This window comes from Moraxella sp. K02, assembly GCF_041154755.1.
Lineage (GTDB): Bacteria > Pseudomonadota > Gammaproteobacteria > Pseudomonadales > Moraxellaceae > Faucicola.
The window spans coordinates 1,659,269-1,677,808 of the sequence record NZ_AP031590.1 but is presented as its reverse complement, the minus strand read 5'-3'; the positions used below and the strand labels follow the sequence as shown (position 1 = coordinate 1,677,808).

Annotated in this window: 14 protein-coding genes; 8 read left to right on the top strand and 6 right to left on the bottom strand. The window is 45.6% G+C overall.

Annotated elements, in window-relative coordinates; all coding sequences use genetic code 11:
• Positions 1–52: 52 nt before the first annotated feature.
• The gene (gorA, locus tag ACAM39_RS07445; protein WP_369627200.1) at positions 53–1,423 is read left to right on the top strand and encodes a glutathione-disulfide reductase; all 1,371 of its coding nucleotides are present in this window, start codon (positions 53–55) and stop codon (positions 1,421–1,423) included.
• Between the two features lie 87 nt (positions 1,424–1,510).
• Here gorA and ACAM39_RS07440 read toward each other — a convergent pair whose 3' ends face one another.
• From ACAM39_RS07440 to potA, 5 genes are read right to left on the bottom strand one after another with little or no spacing between them, the layout of a single operon-like run.
• Positions 1,511–2,032 carry a hypothetical protein gene (locus ACAM39_RS07440; protein WP_369627199.1) on the bottom strand — a complete coding sequence of 174 codons (522 nt, stop codon included), beginning with the start codon at positions 2,030–2,032 and terminating at the stop codon, positions 1,511–1,513.
• A 54-nt stretch (positions 2,033–2,086) separates the two neighbouring features.
• The gene (locus ACAM39_RS07435; protein ID WP_369627198.1) at positions 2,087–3,217 is read right to left on the bottom strand and encodes an ABC transporter substrate-binding protein; all 1,131 of its coding nucleotides are present in this window, start codon (positions 3,215–3,217) and stop codon (positions 2,087–2,089) included.
• A 22-nt stretch (positions 3,218–3,239) separates the two neighbouring features.
• Complete coding sequence (gene potC / locus ACAM39_RS07430) at positions 3,240–4,043, bottom strand: spermidine/putrescine ABC transporter permease PotC (protein WP_219300369.1); 804 nt, start codon at positions 4,041–4,043, stop codon at positions 3,240–3,242.
• Between the two features lie 10 nt (positions 4,044–4,053).
• The gene (potB, locus tag ACAM39_RS07425) at positions 4,054–4,923 is read right to left on the bottom strand and encodes a spermidine/putrescine ABC transporter permease PotB (RefSeq protein WP_369628590.1); all 870 of its coding nucleotides are present in this window, start codon (positions 4,921–4,923) and stop codon (positions 4,054–4,056) included.
• A gap of 55 nt (positions 4,924–4,978) precedes the next feature.
• On the bottom strand, positions 4,979–6,154 hold the full coding sequence (gene potA, locus ACAM39_RS07420; protein ID WP_472828168.1) for a spermidine/putrescine ABC transporter ATP-binding protein PotA: 1,176 nt from the start codon (positions 6,152–6,154) through the stop codon (positions 4,979–4,981).
• A gap of 381 nt (positions 6,155–6,535) precedes the next feature.
• Between potA and ACAM39_RS07415 the strand changes: the two genes are divergently transcribed.
• From ACAM39_RS07415 to gloA, 3 genes are all read left to right on the top strand, one after another.
• Positions 6,536–8,182, top strand: a complete 1,647-nt coding sequence (locus ACAM39_RS07415; protein WP_369627197.1) for a DUF2252 domain-containing protein — start codon at positions 6,536–6,538, stop codon at positions 8,180–8,182.
• 118 nt (positions 8,183–8,300) lie between these two features.
• Positions 8,301–8,942 carry a carbonic anhydrase gene (locus ACAM39_RS07410; RefSeq protein WP_060994471.1) on the top strand — a complete coding sequence of 214 codons (642 nt, stop codon included), beginning with the start codon at positions 8,301–8,303 and terminating at the stop codon, positions 8,940–8,942.
• A 233-nt stretch (positions 8,943–9,175) separates the two neighbouring features.
• Entirely contained in the window at positions 9,176–9,670 is a 495-nt protein-coding gene (gene gloA, locus ACAM39_RS07405; RefSeq protein WP_007115888.1) for a lactoylglutathione lyase, read from the top strand.
• 67 nt (positions 9,671–9,737) lie between these two features.
• Here the strand turns inward: gloA and hemF are convergent, their stop codons facing one another.
• Positions 9,738–10,733: an oxygen-dependent coproporphyrinogen oxidase gene (hemF, locus tag ACAM39_RS07400; protein WP_369628588.1), complete on the bottom strand. Its 996-nt coding sequence runs from the start codon at positions 10,731–10,733 to the stop codon at positions 9,738–9,740.
• 294 nt (positions 10,734–11,027) lie between these two features.
• Here hemF and ACAM39_RS07395 point away from each other — a divergent pair, with 294 nt between their 5' ends.
• The 4 genes from ACAM39_RS07395 (at position 11,028) to ligA (ending at position 18,379) form a co-directional block, all read left to right on the top strand.
• On the top strand, positions 11,028–11,207 hold the full coding sequence (locus ACAM39_RS07395) for a hypothetical protein (protein WP_062331398.1): 180 nt from the start codon (positions 11,028–11,030) through the stop codon (positions 11,205–11,207).
• Between the two features lie 216 nt (positions 11,208–11,423).
• The gene (gene smc, locus ACAM39_RS07390; protein WP_369627196.1) at positions 11,424–15,071 is read left to right on the top strand and encodes a chromosome segregation protein SMC; all 3,648 of its coding nucleotides are present in this window, start codon (positions 11,424–11,426) and stop codon (positions 15,069–15,071) included.
• Between the two features lie 158 nt (positions 15,072–15,229).
• Positions 15,230–16,171, top strand: a complete 942-nt coding sequence (locus ACAM39_RS07385) for a cell division protein ZipA C-terminal FtsZ-binding domain-containing protein (RefSeq protein WP_313092522.1) — start codon at positions 15,230–15,232, stop codon at positions 16,169–16,171.
• 186 nt (positions 16,172–16,357) lie between these two features.
• Positions 16,358–18,379 carry an NAD-dependent DNA ligase LigA gene (gene ligA / locus ACAM39_RS07380; RefSeq protein WP_369628587.1) on the top strand — a complete coding sequence of 674 codons (2,022 nt, stop codon included), beginning with the start codon at positions 16,358–16,360 and terminating at the stop codon, positions 18,377–18,379.
• Positions 18,380–18,540 lie beyond the last annotated feature (161 nt).

Genomic DNA, 18,540 nt, shown 5'->3' with positions numbered 1-18,540 from the left:
TGGTAAAATAACCACATGTAACTTTGAAAATGACCAAAAAACAGGAAGAATTATGAGCAAACATTATGATTATATCGCGATTGGTGGTGGGTCAGGGGGCATTGCATCCATTAACCGTGCTGCTAGCTATGGTAAAAAATGTGCCTTGATTGAAGCCAAGCAGCTAGGCGGTACCTGCGTCAATGTGGGCTGTGTGCCCAAAAAAGTGATGTGGTATGGCGCCAATATGGCAGCGGCGATCCATCATTATGCGCCTGACTATGGCTTTGATTTGGATGTTAAAAAATTTGACTTTGCCAAATTGGTACAAAGTCGCCAAGCTTATATCAGCCGTATTCATCAGTCGTATAACAACGGCCTCAAAAATAACCAAGTCGATGTGATTCATGGTTTTGCCAAATTTGCCGACCAACATACCGTTGAGGTGTATAAAAATGACGGCACAATAGAGACCATTACCGCTGACCATATTTTGCTAGCGATGGGTGGTCGACCTGTTCGCCCCGCGATTGAAGGGGCAGAGTTCGGTATTGACTCGGATGGTTTTTTTGACTTGACCGAGTTGCCACCGCGGGTAGCGATTGTGGGGTCAGGCTATATCGGTGTCGAGATTGCAGGGGTGATGAATGCATTGGGCTCAAAGACCCATCTGATTGTGCGTAGCAAGCGGGTGCTCAAAAACTTCGATGCCGACATTGTCACCACGCTCACCCATATCATGCACGATGATGGTATCGAATTTCATTATGGATTGCTGCCACAACAAATACGTAAAAATCAGGACGGCTCATTGAGCATTGAATTGTCAAACAATGAGACCTTGACGGTGGATTGTTTGATTTGGGCAACGGGTCGCGAACCTGCAACCGATACCATCAATCTTGATAAAGCGGGCGTTGAAGTCAATGAGCAAGGCTTTGTTAAAGTCGATGCCTATCAAAATACCAATGTCGAAGGTATCTATGCCGTCGGCGACATCATCGAACATGGTATTCAATTGACCCCAGTGGCAGTGGCAGCAGGTCGTCGATTATCTGAGCGCTTGTTTAACAACAAACCCAATGAGCATTTGGACTATAATCTAGTGCCGAGCGTGATTTTTAGCCATCCACCGATTGGTACTATAGGGCTGAGTGAAGAAGAGGCCGTCAAAGGCTATGGCATCAATGCGGTTAAAGTCTATAAATCCAGTTTTACCCCGATGTATAGTGCAGTGACCAAGCACCGTGAACCGTGTCACATGAAGCTGATTTGTGTGGGTGAAGAAGAAAAAGTGGTGGGCTTGCATGGCGTCGGTTTTGGCGTTGATGAGATGATTCAAGGTTTTGCTGTGGCTATCAAGATGGGCGCCACCAAACGTGACTTTGATGACACGGTGGCGATTCATCCGACTGGCTCAGAAGAGTTTGTCACCATGCGCTAAACGGATTTTTAGGGTAAAAAAAGCGGACTTAATCATAAGCCCGCTTTTTTCGCTTTTAAACTGTTAAATTTTTATTCTTTTACTCTTTTACTCTGGGATTTGTATATCAGTGATATCAGGATAAGCTTGTTTGATAAACTCAATTTGTGCAGGGGATTCGATACGTACAATATACCATTTGTTAACGTCATCCATCTTATCTTGAATCGCCACGACATGGCTGTTGATAGTGATATCATCCATCGTGAATGTTGTCGGGAATATCACATACTCGCGCCCAGTGGTCGACTGATAGACTTTGGCTTTGCCCAAATCATAGCGATAGCTAAGTTTGGCGGTAGCCATATCTTTGAAAGTGTCATCTGCTGTTTGTATCATATGGGTTTTGAGGGTAGCAGTATCCATATCAAAACGCTCACCGATCACTACAAAAATTTGCGGCGGCATCAACGCCATAATGGGTGCGATTTGTTTGGCTTTAATGCTATCAACCACGATTTGCATATGTTGGTCAATGATACGTTCATCGGCTTTATCATAGGCGACAGCTGATAACGATAGCGGTAACAATGAGAACCCTAACATAAGCTTTTCTATTTTTGATTTCATAGATACTCCTTCATTTAGTGTATTTTTTAGTACCGCTCTTTACCAATTTGTCTGTTACATATCCACTTTGAGCCTATCCCAATACTGCTGATATAGCGCCATGATCTCATCACCTACGTCTTCACGGAACATGGCATGTTTTAGCAAATCAGCTGGCGGATACACAATCGGATTGTTGGCAAGCTCAGATGGCATTTCTTTTTTTGTCGCCTCATTGGGCGAGCCGTAGCCGATTTCTTCACTAATCATGGCAGCGTATTTGGGTCGCAAGATAAAATCGATAAATTTATGGGCGTTGTCGTTGTTTTTGGCATTTTTGGGGATGACCATGTTATCCATCCACATAATAGCGCCTTCTTTTGGATAGACAAAGTCGAGCTCTGGCATCCCTTGGTCTTGCGCCATGATGACTTCACCATTCCAAGCCAAGCCCAAGTAAGTTTCCCCTTCCATAAACGGCATGCGCGGTGCATCTGAATTAAAGGTGCGCACATTGGGCATCAGCTTGGTGAGTTTTTCATACGCTTGTTTGATGGCTTCAGGGTTTTTGGTACTGCCGTTATAACCAAGCGTCAATAGACTCATGGTGAACACGTCACGGATGTCATTCATCAGCATCACGCGCCCTTCGTACTCTGGCTTCCATAAGTCATTCCAACTGCTCAAGCTTGCTTTAGCAATGCGTTTGGTATTGACGGCAATGCCTGATGAGCCCCACAGATAGGGGATACTAAACTTATTTTCAGGGTCAAAAGGGGCATTAATAAAGGTTTTGCCGAGGTTGCCAAAATTGGTTAATTTGGCATGGTCAAGCGGCTCAAGCATCCCTTCTTTACGCATTTTATCGACAAAATCCGTCCCCGGAAATGCCACATCATACTCACCACTGCCATTCATCAGTTTGAGTTTGGCATACATGGCTTCGTTAGAATCAAAGGTGCTATAAATAACGTCGATACCTGTCTCTGCGGTAAAATCTTTAAGCACTTGGTCAGAGATATACTCCGTCCAGTTATAGACATTGACAACCTTGCCACCTTGACTGGCAGTAGGCGCAGACGCCGCAGTGCTAGTCGCGGTTTCGCTCGCTTTTTGACAACCCGTTAGATTACTTGCCAGCCCACCCGTTAAAACGGCACCGCCAACACCCAAGCCATACCCTAAAAAACGTCTTCTATTTATCATCCGAGATATCATATAAGTCTCCTTAACGTTTTTGGGTCGATGGTAGATTCATCGACTTTTTGGCAAGTAATAACTGCGAGATAATCAGACCCAGTAGTGAGATTGCGAGCAAGATTGTACCAACGGCGTTGACTTCAGGTTTTACCCCAACACGCACCATCGAATAAATCTGTAATGGTAAAATCTCAAAATCAGGTCCTGTATTGAACGTCGATACCACCACATCATCAAGTGATAGGGTAAAGGCAAGCACCCAGCCCGCCAAAATCGCAGGCAAAATAATCGGTACAAGCACCGTACGAATCATGGTAAATTCATTGGCACCCAAATCACGCGCCGCTTCTAACACTCGGGTGTCGAGGCTAGATAGACGCGCAGTCACCGTAATCACCACAAAGGGCAGACAAAAGGTAATGTGCGCAATTAGCAAGGTCACAAAACCCAGCTGTATCCCCACAATCAAAAATAACGCCAATAGCGAAATCGCCAAGACAATCTCAGGTGACATCATCAGCACAAATAGCAAGCTTTGTAGTATCGATTTACCCTTGAAGTCATAACGCTGTAACGCTAACGCCGTCAAACCGCCAATCGCAGTAGAAATCGTCGCAGCCACTACCGCCAATATTACCGAGTTGATGGCAGCTTGTACCATCGCGGCATTACTAAATAACTCGCTATACCAATGGGTACTAAAACCGCCCCACTGATAGCCGACTTTTGAGGCATTGAACGAGAAAATCACCATCACTGCAATCGGCGAGAACATCAGCAGATATACGATGGTCAAATACAGGCGAGACAGCCATTTCATAGTATTAGACATAGCGTCCCCCTTATGCCACTTCGTTGTAGTCAGTTTTGCCAATACGTTTGCTACTGGCTCGATACGCCATAATCAGCAATGCCATGGCAAGCGTCAATAGCACGGACGCCGCGGCGCCAAATGGCCAGTCACGGGCATCCAAAAACTGCGATTTGATGATATTACCCACCAGCAAGTTGCGCGAACCGCCCAAGATATCCGCCACATAAAACATGCCCATGGCAGGCAACAGTACCAGCAATACCCCTGAAATAATCCCTGGTGTAGTCAGCGGTAAAATCACGTGCCAAAAGGTCTGTAGCTTGTTAGCGCCCAAATCTTTGGATGCCAAAATATAATCGTCACGCAAATCCACAAATACCGCATACAGGGGCAGTACCATAAACGGAAACAGCAAATACACCAAGCCGCCAATCACAGCTTTTTGGGTATATAAAATTTGCAGTGGCTCGTTGATAAGCCCAAGGTTAATCAGCAGGGTGCTAAGTAGACCATTGGCCGCCATAATGAGTTTCACCGCATACAGGCGCACCAATGAGTTGGTCCAAAATGGAATCACTAGCAATAACATCAATAATGACTGCCATTTTTTATCCGCTTTACTAACAAAGTAGGCAAACGGATAACCCAGCAGCAAACAGATAATCGTCGTCATCCCTGCCATCGACAGCGAATGCAAAAACACTTTTAAATAAAGCGGATCAATCAATCGAATATAGTTGCCCATGGTGACCGGCAGTGTTAAAAACTTATCTTCATCACGGGTCAAAAAACTGGCGGCAATCACCAAGATATTGGGAATCAGGGCAAAAATAATCAACCATGCCCAAATCACAAACAGGGTCGCACGCTGAAAGCCGCGCCCGCCTTGTTTTGTCATAACAGCGGCAGGCGCGGTAGCAGTCGAAATGCTAGCGGTCGAAGGTGAAGTAGTATTATTCATCTGGCAAAATCCACTCCCAACCATCGACCCAGTCAATACGCACTTCTTGACCCAGTTTATAGTTAAAATTCGGATCGTCTTCGTTAAAGTACTCTGACGTTTTGACGATATTGCCGTTTTTTAATCGAATCACAGAATCTAGGGTACTGCCTTTATAAGCACTATCTACCACGTTGCCGATTAAGCCTTCATGAGCTTCATGGGTGTAGTACACGCGGATATCTTCAGGACGCAGCAGTAAGTTGACATTTTGACCGACTTGCACGTCAAATTTTGGCCGGGGTAATGCACGAATCGGATGAAAGCCGTCATTTTGCTCCACCACTTCCACTTTGATGGTGGCTGGATTGACCTCTAACACTTTACCTTTAAACAAGTTGGTTTCGCCAATAAAGCTTGCGGTAAACAAATTGGCAGGCGATTCATAGATACCAATGGGCGTATCAATTTGCTGGAATACGCCGTTTTTCATGACGGCAATCCGGTCAGACATCGACAAGGCTTCTTGTTGGTCGTGGGTCACGAACACAAAGGTAATACCCAGTTCACGCTGCAAGCGTTTGAGTTCTGATTGCATTTGCTCACGTAGTTTGGCATCGAGCGCTGATAGAGGTTCATCAAGTAGCAGCATTTTTGGGCGATTCACCACGGCACGGGCGATGGCGATACGCTGCTGCTGACCCCCTGACAAATCTTGCGGACGACGATTGATAGTGTGGTCAAGTTGCACCATTGCCAGCGCTTCACGCACCCGCTGGTCGATTTCGGTTTTGGGCACGCCTTTAAGTTTTAGTCCATAGGCGATATTGTCGTACACATTCATGTGCGGAAACAGGGCATACTGCTGAAACACCGTATTAATCGGACGTTTTTCCGCAGGTAAGCCTGCAATATCAACCCCTTCTAACTGCAAACTACCGGCATTGGGTAACTCAAACCCGCCAATCAAGCGTAGCAGGGTAGTTTTGCCGCAGCCAGAAGGACCTAGCAGCGTCAAAAACTCCCCGTCATAAATATCTAGATTAATATTTTGCAAAATTTGGGTATCGCCATAAGATTTGGATAAATGACGGATTTGCAGTAGTACAGGTTTTTGGTTGGTCGGCTGGGCGCTATCAGGCATAGCTGATGGTGCGTTTAGGGTGGTTTGTGGCGTTGATGCAGACATAGGCACAATCTCACGGCAAGGCTAAAATAGCGGGCTAAAATGGCATATTTATGTAGGGTCAAAGCGCAATCAGCATGACAACATAAATACAGAGTTTTTCGATAGTTTCACCTGTGAAAATACAGTTAAAAATTGCGTTCAGTATAACGGCTAAAATTAAAAAATGTTACTGAAAATTTACCTGCTGTTGATAAAATTTTAGTGGCTAATAAGGGGTTGATTTGGCACAAATAAGCAACGTAACTTTTTACCAAAGCCATTAAAATAGCAAGCTTGAACGACTTTTATGTGATGATAATTTAGCCAGTGACCGATTGAACATTTAGCTATTGAATATTTACCTATTGAAAATTTACCTATTGAAAATTTAAGAGACACGCCATGCCTAGCAAAAAAAAGCCTCAAGACCCAACGACTCAAACAGCCACTCAAACAACAAATGCCCAAACAACAAATGCCCAAACAACAACCACTCAAACAGGCGCAAACAATACGGCTTCTCAAACCACGGCTAACAAAATACCCGCAAAAAAAACAGACGCTAAAGAAACAGCCACCAAAAAAACAACAACGGACACAACAGCTGCGCTGTCCATCGCTATTGCTTTACCCAAATCCTTACAGCATGCTCAGTGTGTGGATTTGACGCGCCATCGCTACCAAGGCAAGCTACTAACCCAAGCAGATAGTATTGCGCTTGGCAAACAGCAGCGTAAGGCGTATCCATTAAAAACCTTGGCTGCCATCAGCCAACGTCCGACTGCCATCGACGCGCTCAGTGTTTATCATTGGTCCAATCAAGGTCGGTTGGCAGGGTTATTACCCATACGAGCCAAGCGCATGAGTGTATCGCCGTTTACTTTTTTTCGCGGGATGCCCGCTTTGATGCTGTTTGACCAAGCATGGCAGGGGCAACATTCTGGGCTATTTCAGCAGATTTGCGGCGATTGTCATGTCAGTAATTTTGGCGGTTATGCCAGTCCTGAACGCAATTTATTATTTGGCATTAATGATTTTGATGAAACCATCGTTGCGCCATTTGAATGGGATTTGCAGCGACTGGTCGCCAGCATTCTAATCGCCAGTCAAAGTTTTAAGTATGTAGAATCGGTGGGCTATAAGGCGATAGAAAAACTGCTGACCAGTTACCTTGATGGACTAGAAGCGCATTGCAGCTTGTCACCGCTACAAGTGTGGTATGAAAAAATCGACACCCATAAAATACTGGCAAATACCGAAGACGTGACTGTTCGTAAACGCCGTCATGCCGATTTTGAAAAAGCCAAAAAAAATGATGCGGTAAAAATGCTGCCAAAATTGACTGAGCGTGATACTGTCACAGGGTTACGCGCGTTTAAAACGGATGGTGAATTGCAGCGACCACCACACCGAGGACAGCCATTTTTTGGCGGTAGCCACGCTTTTTTTGACGCTTATCGAGATACCCTAAAGTCAGATAGACAAGTGTTGTTTGACCGGTATGATTTTACCGATGTGGCGCTCAAAGTAGTTGGGGTGGGGAGTGTCGGTACCGTGTGTGCGGTGGCATTATTCCAAGATGCCGACCATGAGCCGCTGATATTGCAAATGAAGCAAGCCAAAGCGTCTATCTTGACACCCTTACTGGCAAAACAATTTAGCCATCAAGGCAAGCGCGTGGTTGAGGGGCAACAGTTGATGCAGGCATCGAGTGATATTTTCTTGGGCTATGCATCGCTCGATAACTTTGAGGTGGATTTTTATGTCAGGCAGCTGCGGGACATGAAGTATTCGGCGTCTCTTGAGAGCATGACGGCTGCCCATTTTTACGAATATATCGAAAGCTGTGGCCATGCCTTGGCACATGCGCATACCAAAGCGGGCAATGCCGATACGCTTATGGGTTATCTGGGCAATGGTAGTGAAATCATCGCTGTCATGCAAGGGTATGCCGAGCAAACTGCGGCTCGCAATGCCCAAGATTATGCGCAATTTATGAACCAAATAGCCGATGGGCATATTGCTGTGGCAGGCGATGAGGTATTATAGTAGCTATAGAACCGTCTTGAAAAATTTTGAGTTGTAAAAAGTTTAAAATGATAAAAAATATCGCGTTTTATATCATCACAAATTTCGTTATTGCCCCTAGGTGAAAGGAGAAAACCCAATGCCAAACAGTCACTTACCGCGTCCCGAAACTGCTGAGCAAGCGCTCGAGATGCTCAAACAAGGCAACGCACGATTCGTAGAGAATGTGCAAAACCCCCAATCAACCTTGCTAGCGTCTAATGCACTCACCCATGTGCATGAACCGTTTGCGATTATTTTGGGTTGTTCAGATGCGCGCGTCCCGGCTGAGATTGTCTTTGATCAAGGTTTGGGTGATTTATTCGTCATTCGTGTAGCAGGCAACGTGGTCGCGCCGTCTCAGATTGGCTCGGTTGAGTTTGCCACTGAAAAATTCGGTACCAAGTTAGTCGTGGTGTTGGGTCATTCACATTGCGGCGCGGTGACGGCTTGTGTGGAGACACTGATCAATCCTGACCAGCAGTTTTCCCCCAATTTACGTTCGATTGTTGATCGGATTCGTCCCAGTGTTTACAACTTGCATGAAATCTATACCGCCAATGGACAAGACATTGACGCGCAAGAGTTGATTAATCGAGGCATTAAAGCCAACGTGCGTATGTCAGTCACCCAGCTCAAACATGGCTCTCGTATTCTTGAAGATGCGGTTAATAATGGTAGCTTAATTATTGTTGGTGCGGTGTATGATTTGGACACGGGTAAAGTGACCTTTATTGAGTAGCGAATATTGCATAGCGAATAGTGAATTGAGCAGCTTACCTAAGCGTAATGTTATGAGCCATGATGTTATTAGCCATGATGTTATAAGCAATGAGGGCTATATTTTTACCCAAAAGTTAATTAAAATTAAACAGTATTAAATTTTTGGCAAACTGTCGCTATTAATGACGTTTAGTCAACGTCTTTTTCTTTTAAGGTTTTTACTTTTAGAGGCATATTACAATAAGGATTACTATGTCAAACTTGTCCGCTACCAATGGGTTTATCTTTAATCACACCATGCTTAGGGTGAAAGACCCGCAAGTGTCTTTGGCTTTTTATCAAGATGTATTAGGTATGACGCTACTACAAACCAAACGCTATCCACAAGCGGAATTTGATTTGTATTTTTTGGCAAAGCTCACCGATGAACAGGTGGCAAATTTGCCGACCGATACCGCCGCGCTAGCCGCATTTACCTTTAGCCAGCCAGGGGTGCTAGAATTGACCCATAATTATGGCACTGAGTCTGATGCAGAGTTTCACTATCACAGTGGCAACAGCGAACCACAAGGATTTGGGCATATTTGTTTTGCCGTGCCAAATCTGCAAGAAGCGGTGGCTTGGTTTGAGCAACATCAAGTCACCTTTAAAAAACGCCCTGAAGAAGGCGCGATGAAAGATATTGCCTTCATCTTGGATCCAGATGGCTACTGGATAGAAATCGTACAACCAAATTTAATGGGTTAATCACCCATGAAAAAAAGGGCAATCGCAATTGCCCTTTTTTATGGTGTTTTATTAAGATTGTGTCCTATTAAACCTTGAGGTTCAGCCAATCTCTGGGTTTTAGATAAAAATCCGTGAGTTCAAATTCGGGCGTTCCTGCGAGAGGCTCATAACGATATTCCCAGCCGGTGAGCGGCGGCAGACTGACCAAAATCGACTCAATGCGCCCGTTTGATTGTAGGCCAAACAAGGTGCCGCGGTCATACACCAAATTGTATTCGACATAGCGACCGCGACGGTACAACTGAAAATTACGCTGCGGCTCGCTATAGCGCGTGTGTTTGCGTTTCTCAAAAATTGGGATAATGCCTTCAAGATAGCCATTGCCTACCGCCTGCATAAAGGCAAAGCACTTATCAAAATCCCAACCCATGCTAAGCGTGTTCAAATCATCATAAAACAAGCCGCCGATGCCGCGTTGTTCGTTACGATGCTTTAAATAAAAATACTCATCGCACCAAGTCTTAAACTTGGGATAAACGTCTGCCCCAAATGGCGCGCACAAATCATGACACACTTGGTGCCAATGTACGCAGTCTTCCATCACGGGATAAAACGGCGTCAAATCAAAGCCACCACCAAACCACCAAATCGGCTCGTAGCCTTCTTTTTCCGCGATAAACATGCGCACGTTGGCATGGCTGGTTGGCACGTTGGGATTGGTCGGATGAATCACTAGCGAGACACCGAGTGCTTGCGCTTGGCGACCGGCAAGTTCAGGGTGGCGAGCGGTGGCAGTGGCTGGCAGATGGTTGATAACAATGTGGCTAAACATCACCCCGCCTTTTTCAATCACTTTGCCACCTTGGAGTACATTGGAGCGACCACCGCCCAAATTTTGATGGGCGCCTTGCTCAGTGGGTCTTTCCCAAACATCAGCGACAAATTTGGCGTTGCTGGCACCTTCAGCATATAGATTAAAGCCGCCAGTGCCTTCTTGGTGTTCTAGCGCTTGGCAAATACGGTCTTGTAAATCAAGTAAATAAGCGCGAACGGCTTGAACATTGGGTGAGGAGAGCAGCATAGACATAGCAATAGTTCTTTTAAAAATTTTTAGCGATTATTGTAGCACACAATTGCGTGGGTAAAATTTAGCGTATTGACTGATGATACGCATAAATATTTACATAAAACCCTTAAAAAAATCGTCACAGCCGCTATCCAAATGGTCAGAAAACTCATAAAATGCCATGACGTCTTGATAACCTGATTGATAAAATTAAGTTGAGATTTTATAAACTGCTTGACCTAGTGATACAGTTAACAGGTTACCAAGTTATCAGATGGATGATTACATTAACCGTTTTTGGAGAAAACTATGAATAAATTATTAATCGCATTAGTGACGGTCATCAGCCTTGTGGGTTGTGGTAAAAAAGAAGAAGCCAAGACTGAAACCACCACGACGACAACCACCACCACAACAGCTTCTGTACCTGCCAATACAGCAACTGCAACGGCAAATACAGCGACTGCTACTGCGTCACCGGCAAAATAATATTCGCCAATAGCCTATAAAACCGCTAAGCCACTTAGCGGTTTTTTTTATGCTTTTTTTTATGCCATGGCAGATTTATCAGCTTAAGGGCTTAGCAGGTTTAGTCTGATTTGTGTGTACCCAGTTAGCATAGATCAAGTCAGCATAGATTTAATGAATAATCGCTAAAATTTTGCTAAAATAAGCGCCTTTTTTTGATACCTACACTCTAGCAACATGCGGTTAAAACAGCTCAAACTGGCAGGCTTTAAATCCTTTGCCAACCCTACAACGTTTCATTTCCCCAAAACCATCACCGCGATTGTCGGGCCCAACGGCTGCGGCAAATCCAATGTGATTGATGCCATCCGCTGGGTGCTGGGCGAATCCTCCGCCAAGCAGCTTCGTGGCGGCGCGATGAGTGATGTCATCTTTGCAGGCACGCAAGACAAGTCTGCCAAAAGCTTGGCAAGCGTAGAATTGGTGTTTGAACATACCCGCGGCGAAGATGGTAGCAGCGGCATCCACCACGCGCTCAATCTGTATCAAGAATTATCGGTACGTCGGCAAATCAATAAAGAAGGCAAATCCGATTACTTTATCAATGGTACCAAAGTCCGTCGCCGCGATGTGGTCGATATTTTTTTGGGCACAGGTCTTGGCGCGCGCTCGTATGCGGTGATTGAGCAGGGTATGATAGGGCGTATCATTGATGCCAATGCATTGCAGCTACGAGAGTTTATCGAAGAGGCGTCGGGCGTGTCGCGCTACCAAAGCCGGCGTGATGACACCCAAAAACAGCTCGATACTGCAAGCGATAATTTAGCGCGGCTACATGATATGGTCAGCGAACTGACCAGCCAACAAAAACGCCTAGAAAAACAAGCCAAAACGGCACAACAAGCCCAACAATGGCAACAAGCGCAGCAGGCGATCAGTGAACAGCTACTCATCGATGACTATGGGCGGGCATGGCAAAAACAGCAAACACTCGCGGCAGATTTTCAAGCAATGCGTGAGCGGGTGGATGCTCAGCAAATATTGATTGAAGGATTAATCGAGCAGCAGCAACTTGCCCAGCAGGCTCTGACTGAGCAACAGCAGACTCTACAAACCCAGCAAAATCTTGCTAAGGATTATTGGCAGCAGCAGCATGAAACGCAAAGTCTACTGAAACAAGCTGAGCAAGCCCTTGCCAATGACCAACAACGTCTAAATGTCCTCAATGTTGAGCTGGGTCGTTTTGCTGAGTATCAACAAGCGTTACAAGCACAAAAACAGCAAGCACAAATGCGTATTGAAGGCTTACCTGCAAAGCTTGAGCAGCTCACCGCACAGTTGCGCCAATTGCGTGAGGAGCAAGATGATTGCAAACAGCAGCGTGAGCAAATTGCAAAAAATATAGTGGCGTTAAATAAGCAAAAGCAAGACGTAGAAAAAAATCTTGCCGTCAGTGAAAACGCCCTTAAACACCATGCCAGCCAACAACAGCGCCAACAACAACGCCAAAGCGAACATGACAAAGCCGTACTGGCATGGCAGACTGCTAACGCCACATTTGATCAGCAATTTGCAGCGTTTGATAATAACGAACTAGACATGCAAATGACGAGACTCAGTGATGAGATTGAACGTCTTGAAGCCAATATCATTGCCCGTCAAGAGTCTATCGCTGACCAAGCCGATGAAGTTGACAGCTTAACCCGTCAGCATCGCCAAGCTGAGCAGCAGTACCAAGCGTGGCAAACCGAGCACGCGACACTACAAAATTTTCTAGCCCAACAAGAAACTGCCCTTGCCCAAGTTAGCCACCATTCAGTCAATCAAGAACACACTAGCAGTTTGCCAAAACTTATCAGTCAACTGCAATTGACCGAAACAGGTAAGGGGTATGCCAATGTTTTTGATACCCTAGTTACGGTATTTTCCAAATGGTCTATCGCGGCTGACCAAGATTTTGCCCAAATCATCCATGACCATGCGGTGTTTATTGATAATCAATCAGCTTTACCTAACACCTCGAAAAATAATACAGCGAACAGCCATCTAATAGACGGTTGTTTGCCACTGTCTGCTTTGATTGCGGCGCCCAATCTGGCTATTTTTCAGCAGGTTTGGATCAGTGCGACGCCATTTGACCGGGCAGATGTGCAGGATAAAGGGCTGCTCGATAACTTACCAACGGGCGATTGGTTGCTGGTGCATACCTCAGCGCAACAACTGATACTCTGTAATCATCAGCTGCTGATTAACCTAAGCCATTTGTTGCAAGCTGAGGGTCAGCAGGTTATCAGTTTTAGCCAGCAGTTGATGAATGAGACCCGTATTGAGCAGCTCGATGAACACTTAGCGAAGCAACAACCGCAACTGCAGCGTCTAGCCGATCGCTTGCAACAAGCGAAGGTTAGTCTGCAAGAATGGCAAGCCCAAGACCAAACCGCGCGTAATCAACTGCTAAGCCTAACCCAGCAACAACAGCAATACCAGCAACAAAAACTACAACAGCAGTATCGCTATCAATCCGCACTCGATAAACTTAATGAAGATAAAAAACGCCTCGACAGTGACAGCAAGCGTCTACAACAAGAGGGGCTAGGTTTTGCGGACAAATTGCAGCAAGAGCAACAGCGGAGTTATGAGCTAAGCAACACGCTTTCGCATTTACAACCGCAATTACAGCAACAAATCAGCGAACGCCAGTCACTCGATGAGCGCTTAAACCAGTTTGCGAGTCAGCAGCGCGAGCTAGAACAACAACAAAATCGCATCACCCAAACACTGGCAACCGGACAATTGCAAATCACCGCAAGTGAGCAGCAACTTGCCAAAGCTTGCCAAGACCAAGCAAGATTCACCAGTGAGCAGCAGCTGCTGAGTCATAAAATTAGCGAGCAGCAGGCACGCTTGCCACAGCTACAACAGCAACTCAAGGTGGACTCGACGCAACTGCAAACCGCCAATGACAGCGTTACGCAATTGACAATGACCTTGAAAACCATGGAAACCGAGGTGCATCAAGCGCAATTGGGTGTGCAAGAGTCTCAGCAGCAGTTAAGCCAACTACAACAGCAATATCACACCACCGACACCGCATTGGCACTAGCACAACAAAACGTCGCATTGATTGGTGAGCAATTGACTAGTCGCAAAATCGCCGTGCCAAAAACTGACAACATTGATTTACTGGGTAGCAGCAAACGCGAGCAACTACAACGACAACTCGAGCAGTTAGCATCACAAGTGCTTAATCTTGGGGCAGTCAATCATGCCGCGGTAGCCGAGCTCAGCGAAGTGAACAGCCGCTTAGCGCCCCTTGCTGAGCAAATCTCGGATTTGACCGCCAGTATTGATAAGTTGCAACTTGCTATCCAGCAGATTGACAGTCAGACCAAACAGCTTTTTATGGATATGTTGACCCAAGTCAATATCGAACTTAACAAGCTATTTACCCAAGTGTTCGGCGGCGGGCAAGCGCAGCTGGTGTTATCAGACCATACCAATGTCAAAGATAGCAGCGGCAAAGGCTGGCAGTCAGGGTTAGAGCTTATGGCGCAGCCGAAAGGCAAAAAGAACAGCCGTCTGGCACTGTTATCGGGCGGGGAGAAGACCTTAACGGCGCTAAGTTTAATCTTTGCTATTTTTAAACAGCAGCCTGCGCCATTTTGTGTGCTCGATGAAGTCGATGCCCCGCTCGATGATGCCAATGTCACGCGCTTTACCCGCTTAATTGAGCAGCTTGCCAAAGACGTACAATTTGTTTTTATCAGTCATAACAAACTTGCCATGCAAATTGCCGATGAGCTCAAAGGTGTGACCATGCCAACGGCAGGGGTGTCCAAGTTGGTCAGTGTGGATATGGCTGAGGTAGAGGCTTATTTGACATAAGCGATTTTCACCTGTCAAATACGCAAAAAGTCAAGCCTTGTCACGGTTTTTTCTAGCTGATTTTATGAAGTCATGATAGTATAACGGCAAAAATACCGATGTAAAAATTTTTACACTACAAACAGGGTCGTTATCGTCTTTCTCAAAGGTCGTTGTTTATGTCTATCACTCAGCTTATTCTTATCATTCTTGCGGTTGTTGCTATCGTTTGGGGTATTTACACGCTACTAAAATCCATTCGTCAAAAAAACCAAGATGTATTAGCGACTGACGCGATTGAACATGATAAAGATGGTCTACCTATTATTCCACGCCATCAGCGCCCTGAGCCCGAAGAAAGCCAATTGTTTAAAGCAGAAATTACACCCGACAATCCTAAAGGCGAAGTAAAGCTAAGCGCGGACGATACCGAGTTGCACCTAGATAACTATCCAGCCAATGGCGGTTTTGCCAATGCCACTAAATCTGCCAATGACAAATTATTGGCAGAAACTAATACATTTGTGGAAAACGAAAACGACGCTTTTAGCATGCTTGCCAATGCCACAGAGACTATCAGCCCTGTTGTGCATACTTTCGATGAAAATCAGCTAAAAAATGACAGCTTTACTGATAACAGCCCAATTTTGGACACCCATATCCAAGCGCAAATTGACGAAGAACAAAACAGCCCACTCAACAACGCGATTCAAAATATCAACATCAGTATTTTTCCTAATCAGCAGTTTGTCGACATTAAAGGCGATTATTTGTTAGAGCTGATTGACAAGTATGGCTTGAAGTTTGGTGCGATGAATATGTTCCATCGCTATGAAAACAAAGACGGTACAGGCTTATTGTGGTTTAGTCTGATGATGATTGACAATGAGGGTATTTCACCTTTCGATCTCAATCGATTACCGACGCAAACCATGAAAGGCTTGGTATTATTTTTATCGCTACCACACCCACGCCCTGTTCAAGGCTTTGATAGCATGATGAGTATCGCAGGATTGCTTGCCAATGACCTAAATGCCACGGTATATGACGACACAGGTGAGCCGATTAACAAAGAAAACACCCAAGCCATGCGCGAGCTAGCCATTAATTTTGGTCGATAGATTTTACTAAAATGAAAACAAGGTACTCCTCGTGAGTGCCTTTTTTTATGGTTAAAAGTTTTATTATCAAAAATTTTATGGTCAAAATGTTTATTGTTTTGACTTAGGTGATGACTGAAAAAATTGACCAAGTAAACCATCACTTTGTTGTAAAATATCCGTTATCTTTTTTAAATCATCATGATTATGAACACAGCCGCCATTACTGCGCAAATGCGCAAACTCATTGCACAGCTAAAACAACATAACCACGCTTACTACGTCTTAGATAATCCGCTGTTAGAAGATAGCGAATACGACCAACTCCGCCAAGAACTGGTGGCACTAGAAACCGCCCATCCTGAATTGGTACAAAGCGACAGCCCTACCAACCAAGTAGGTGACAAGCCGTTGCCGTTTTTTAACCAAGTCACCCACCAAATACCCATGCTGTCACTGGGTAATTTATTTACCTTTGACGATTTACAGAACTTTATGCGACGGGTCAATGACCGTTTGACGGACCATCAGCAAAACCCCGAATATGAAGTCGAACTCAAACTTGACGGGCTTGCGGTTTCACTGTTGTACCAAAACGGGCAGTTGTCCCAAGCGGTCACGCGCGGTGATGGTCAAACGGGCGAAGATATTACCCAAAACGTGCGTACTATTCGAAATCTTCCGCTGCAGTTGCCGATTGATATACCGCGCCTAGAAGTGCGCGGCGAAGTACTCATGCCCAAAGCAGGGTTTGCCAAGCTCAACCGTGATGCACAGGCAAAAGGGGAGAAAACCTTTGCCAATCCGCGTAATGCCGCCGCAGGGAGTTTGCGCCAACTTGACCCCAATATCGCCAAAAGTCGTCCGCTGGCGTTTTATGCCTATTCTGTCAATCAAGGCTTGCCCGCTGAGATTACTACCCAATCCGATGCGCTTTTTTGGCTACAAGGGTTGGGCTTTAGCATTAGCGATATCAAAATCGTGCAAACAGCCGAGCAGCTACAAGCGTATTATCAATCGGTGATTGAGAAACGCAGTCGCTTACCCTTTGAAATTGATGGCACGGTGATTAAGGTCAATAGTTTAGCCTTGCAAGAGCAACTGGGCTTTTTAAGCCGTGAGCCACGCTGGGCAACCGCCTATAAATTCCCTGCCGAAACCGTCATGACCCGTCTAAATGCAATTGAATGGCAAGTAGGGCGCACAGGTCAGTTGACGCCCGTGGGCAAGCTTGAACCTGTCAATGTCGGTGGCGTCACTGTCAGCAATGTGACCCTGCATAATATCGGTGAAATTCAGCGTTTAGATATTCGAGCAGGGGACATGGTCAGCGTACACCGTGCCGGTGATGTCATTCCCAAAGTTACGCGCGTTTGGACGGACGAGCGACCCGCCAATGCCCAAGCGGTGAGCCTGCCGACGCATTGCCCGGTGTGTGATTCACCCGTTATCATGCCAGAGGGGGAAGCGCTGGCACGATGTACCGGGGGGTTATTTTGCCCAGCCCAGCAACAAGAAGCACTGATTCACTTTGTCAGTCGTAAAGCGATGGATATCGACGGGCTCGGTGAGCGCTGGTTGATTAACTTTTTTGAGCAGGGTATTGTTAAAAATGTCGCAGATATTTATGCGCTCAACAATCACCGCGACGCGCTCATCAACCTTGAAAAATTGGGCGAAAAATCTGTCGAAAATATGCTAGCCGCCATTGAAAAAAGTAAAGATACGACCTTACCGCGGTTTATCTTTGCTTTGGGTATTGGTGGCGTGGGCGAGAGCACAGCGATGAATTTAGCCATGCAATTTGGCGACTTGCAGCCGCTCATGGCAGCGAGTATCGAAGCCTTACAAAAAACCCCCGATGTCGGTGAAAAAACCGCAGACTCGATTTTTGAGTTTTTTCGTGCCGAGCACAATATCGAAGTCATCAATCGATTATTACAAGCGGGTATTCATTGGCAGCCTGTCAGCCAAGTGCCCGAAGGTAATCAGCCGCTTAAAGGTCAAAGTTGGGTCATTACAGGCACCCTTGAAGGCATGGGACGTGATGAAGCCAAAGCCAAACTGCAAGCATTAGGGGCGAAAGTCTCAAGCAGCGTTTCTGCCAAGACTACCGCATTGCTCGCAGGCGAAAAAGCGGGTAGTAAACTTGCCAATGCCGAAAAACTGGGGGTGAAAGTGGTGACTGAAGCGCAATTCACCGATTTATTGAACACGTATCATGCCTAATATATGTGCGGTATTGTAGAAAAAGTTAACGCAACCTTGAGTAAGCTATTTGTTGCCCAAATTATAGCAAGGTTACTTACAAAACACGTATAAATCAGCCTTTATTCATAACAATAGGGTGAAAAATTTGCGCTAATATAACTTCCGTAAGTTGCTAAAAG

Coding starts and splice junctions, on each gene's coding strand:
- gorA (WP_369627200.1), top strand. CDS start 53: ATGAGCAAACATTATGATTATATCGCGATTGGTGGTGGGTCAGGGGGC.
- ACAM39_RS07440 (WP_369627199.1), bottom strand. CDS start 2,032: ATGAAATCAAAAATAGAAAAGCTTATGTTAGGGTTCTCATTGTTACCG.
- ACAM39_RS07435 (WP_369627198.1), bottom strand. CDS start 3,217: ATGATAAATAGAAGACGTTTTTTAGGGTATGGCTTGGGTGTTGGCGGT.
- potC (WP_219300369.1), bottom strand. CDS start 4,043: ATGTCTAATACTATGAAATGGCTGTCTCGCCTGTATTTGACCATCGTA.
- potB (WP_369628590.1), bottom strand. CDS start 4,923: ATGACAAAACAAGGCGGGCGCGGCTTTCAGCGTGCGACCCTGTTTGTG.
- potA (WP_472828168.1), bottom strand. CDS start 6,154: ATGTCTGCATCAACGCCACAAACCACCCTAAACGCACCATCAGCTATG.
- ACAM39_RS07415 (WP_369627197.1), top strand. CDS start 6,536: ATGCCTAGCAAAAAAAAGCCTCAAGACCCAACGACTCAAACAGCCACT.
- ACAM39_RS07410 (WP_060994471.1), top strand. CDS start 8,301: ATGCCAAACAGTCACTTACCGCGTCCCGAAACTGCTGAGCAAGCGCTC.
- gloA (WP_007115888.1), top strand. CDS start 9,176: ATGTCAAACTTGTCCGCTACCAATGGGTTTATCTTTAATCACACCATG.
- hemF (WP_369628588.1), bottom strand. CDS start 10,733: ATGCTGCTCTCCTCACCCAATGTTCAAGCCGTTCGCGCTTATTTACTT.
- ACAM39_RS07395 (WP_062331398.1), top strand. CDS start 11,028: ATGAATAAATTATTAATCGCATTAGTGACGGTCATCAGCCTTGTGGGT.
- smc (WP_369627196.1), top strand. CDS start 11,424: ATGCGGTTAAAACAGCTCAAACTGGCAGGCTTTAAATCCTTTGCCAAC.
- ACAM39_RS07385 (WP_313092522.1), top strand. CDS start 15,230: ATGTCTATCACTCAGCTTATTCTTATCATTCTTGCGGTTGTTGCTATC.
- ligA (WP_369628587.1), top strand. CDS start 16,358: ATGAACACAGCCGCCATTACTGCGCAAATGCGCAAACTCATTGCACAG.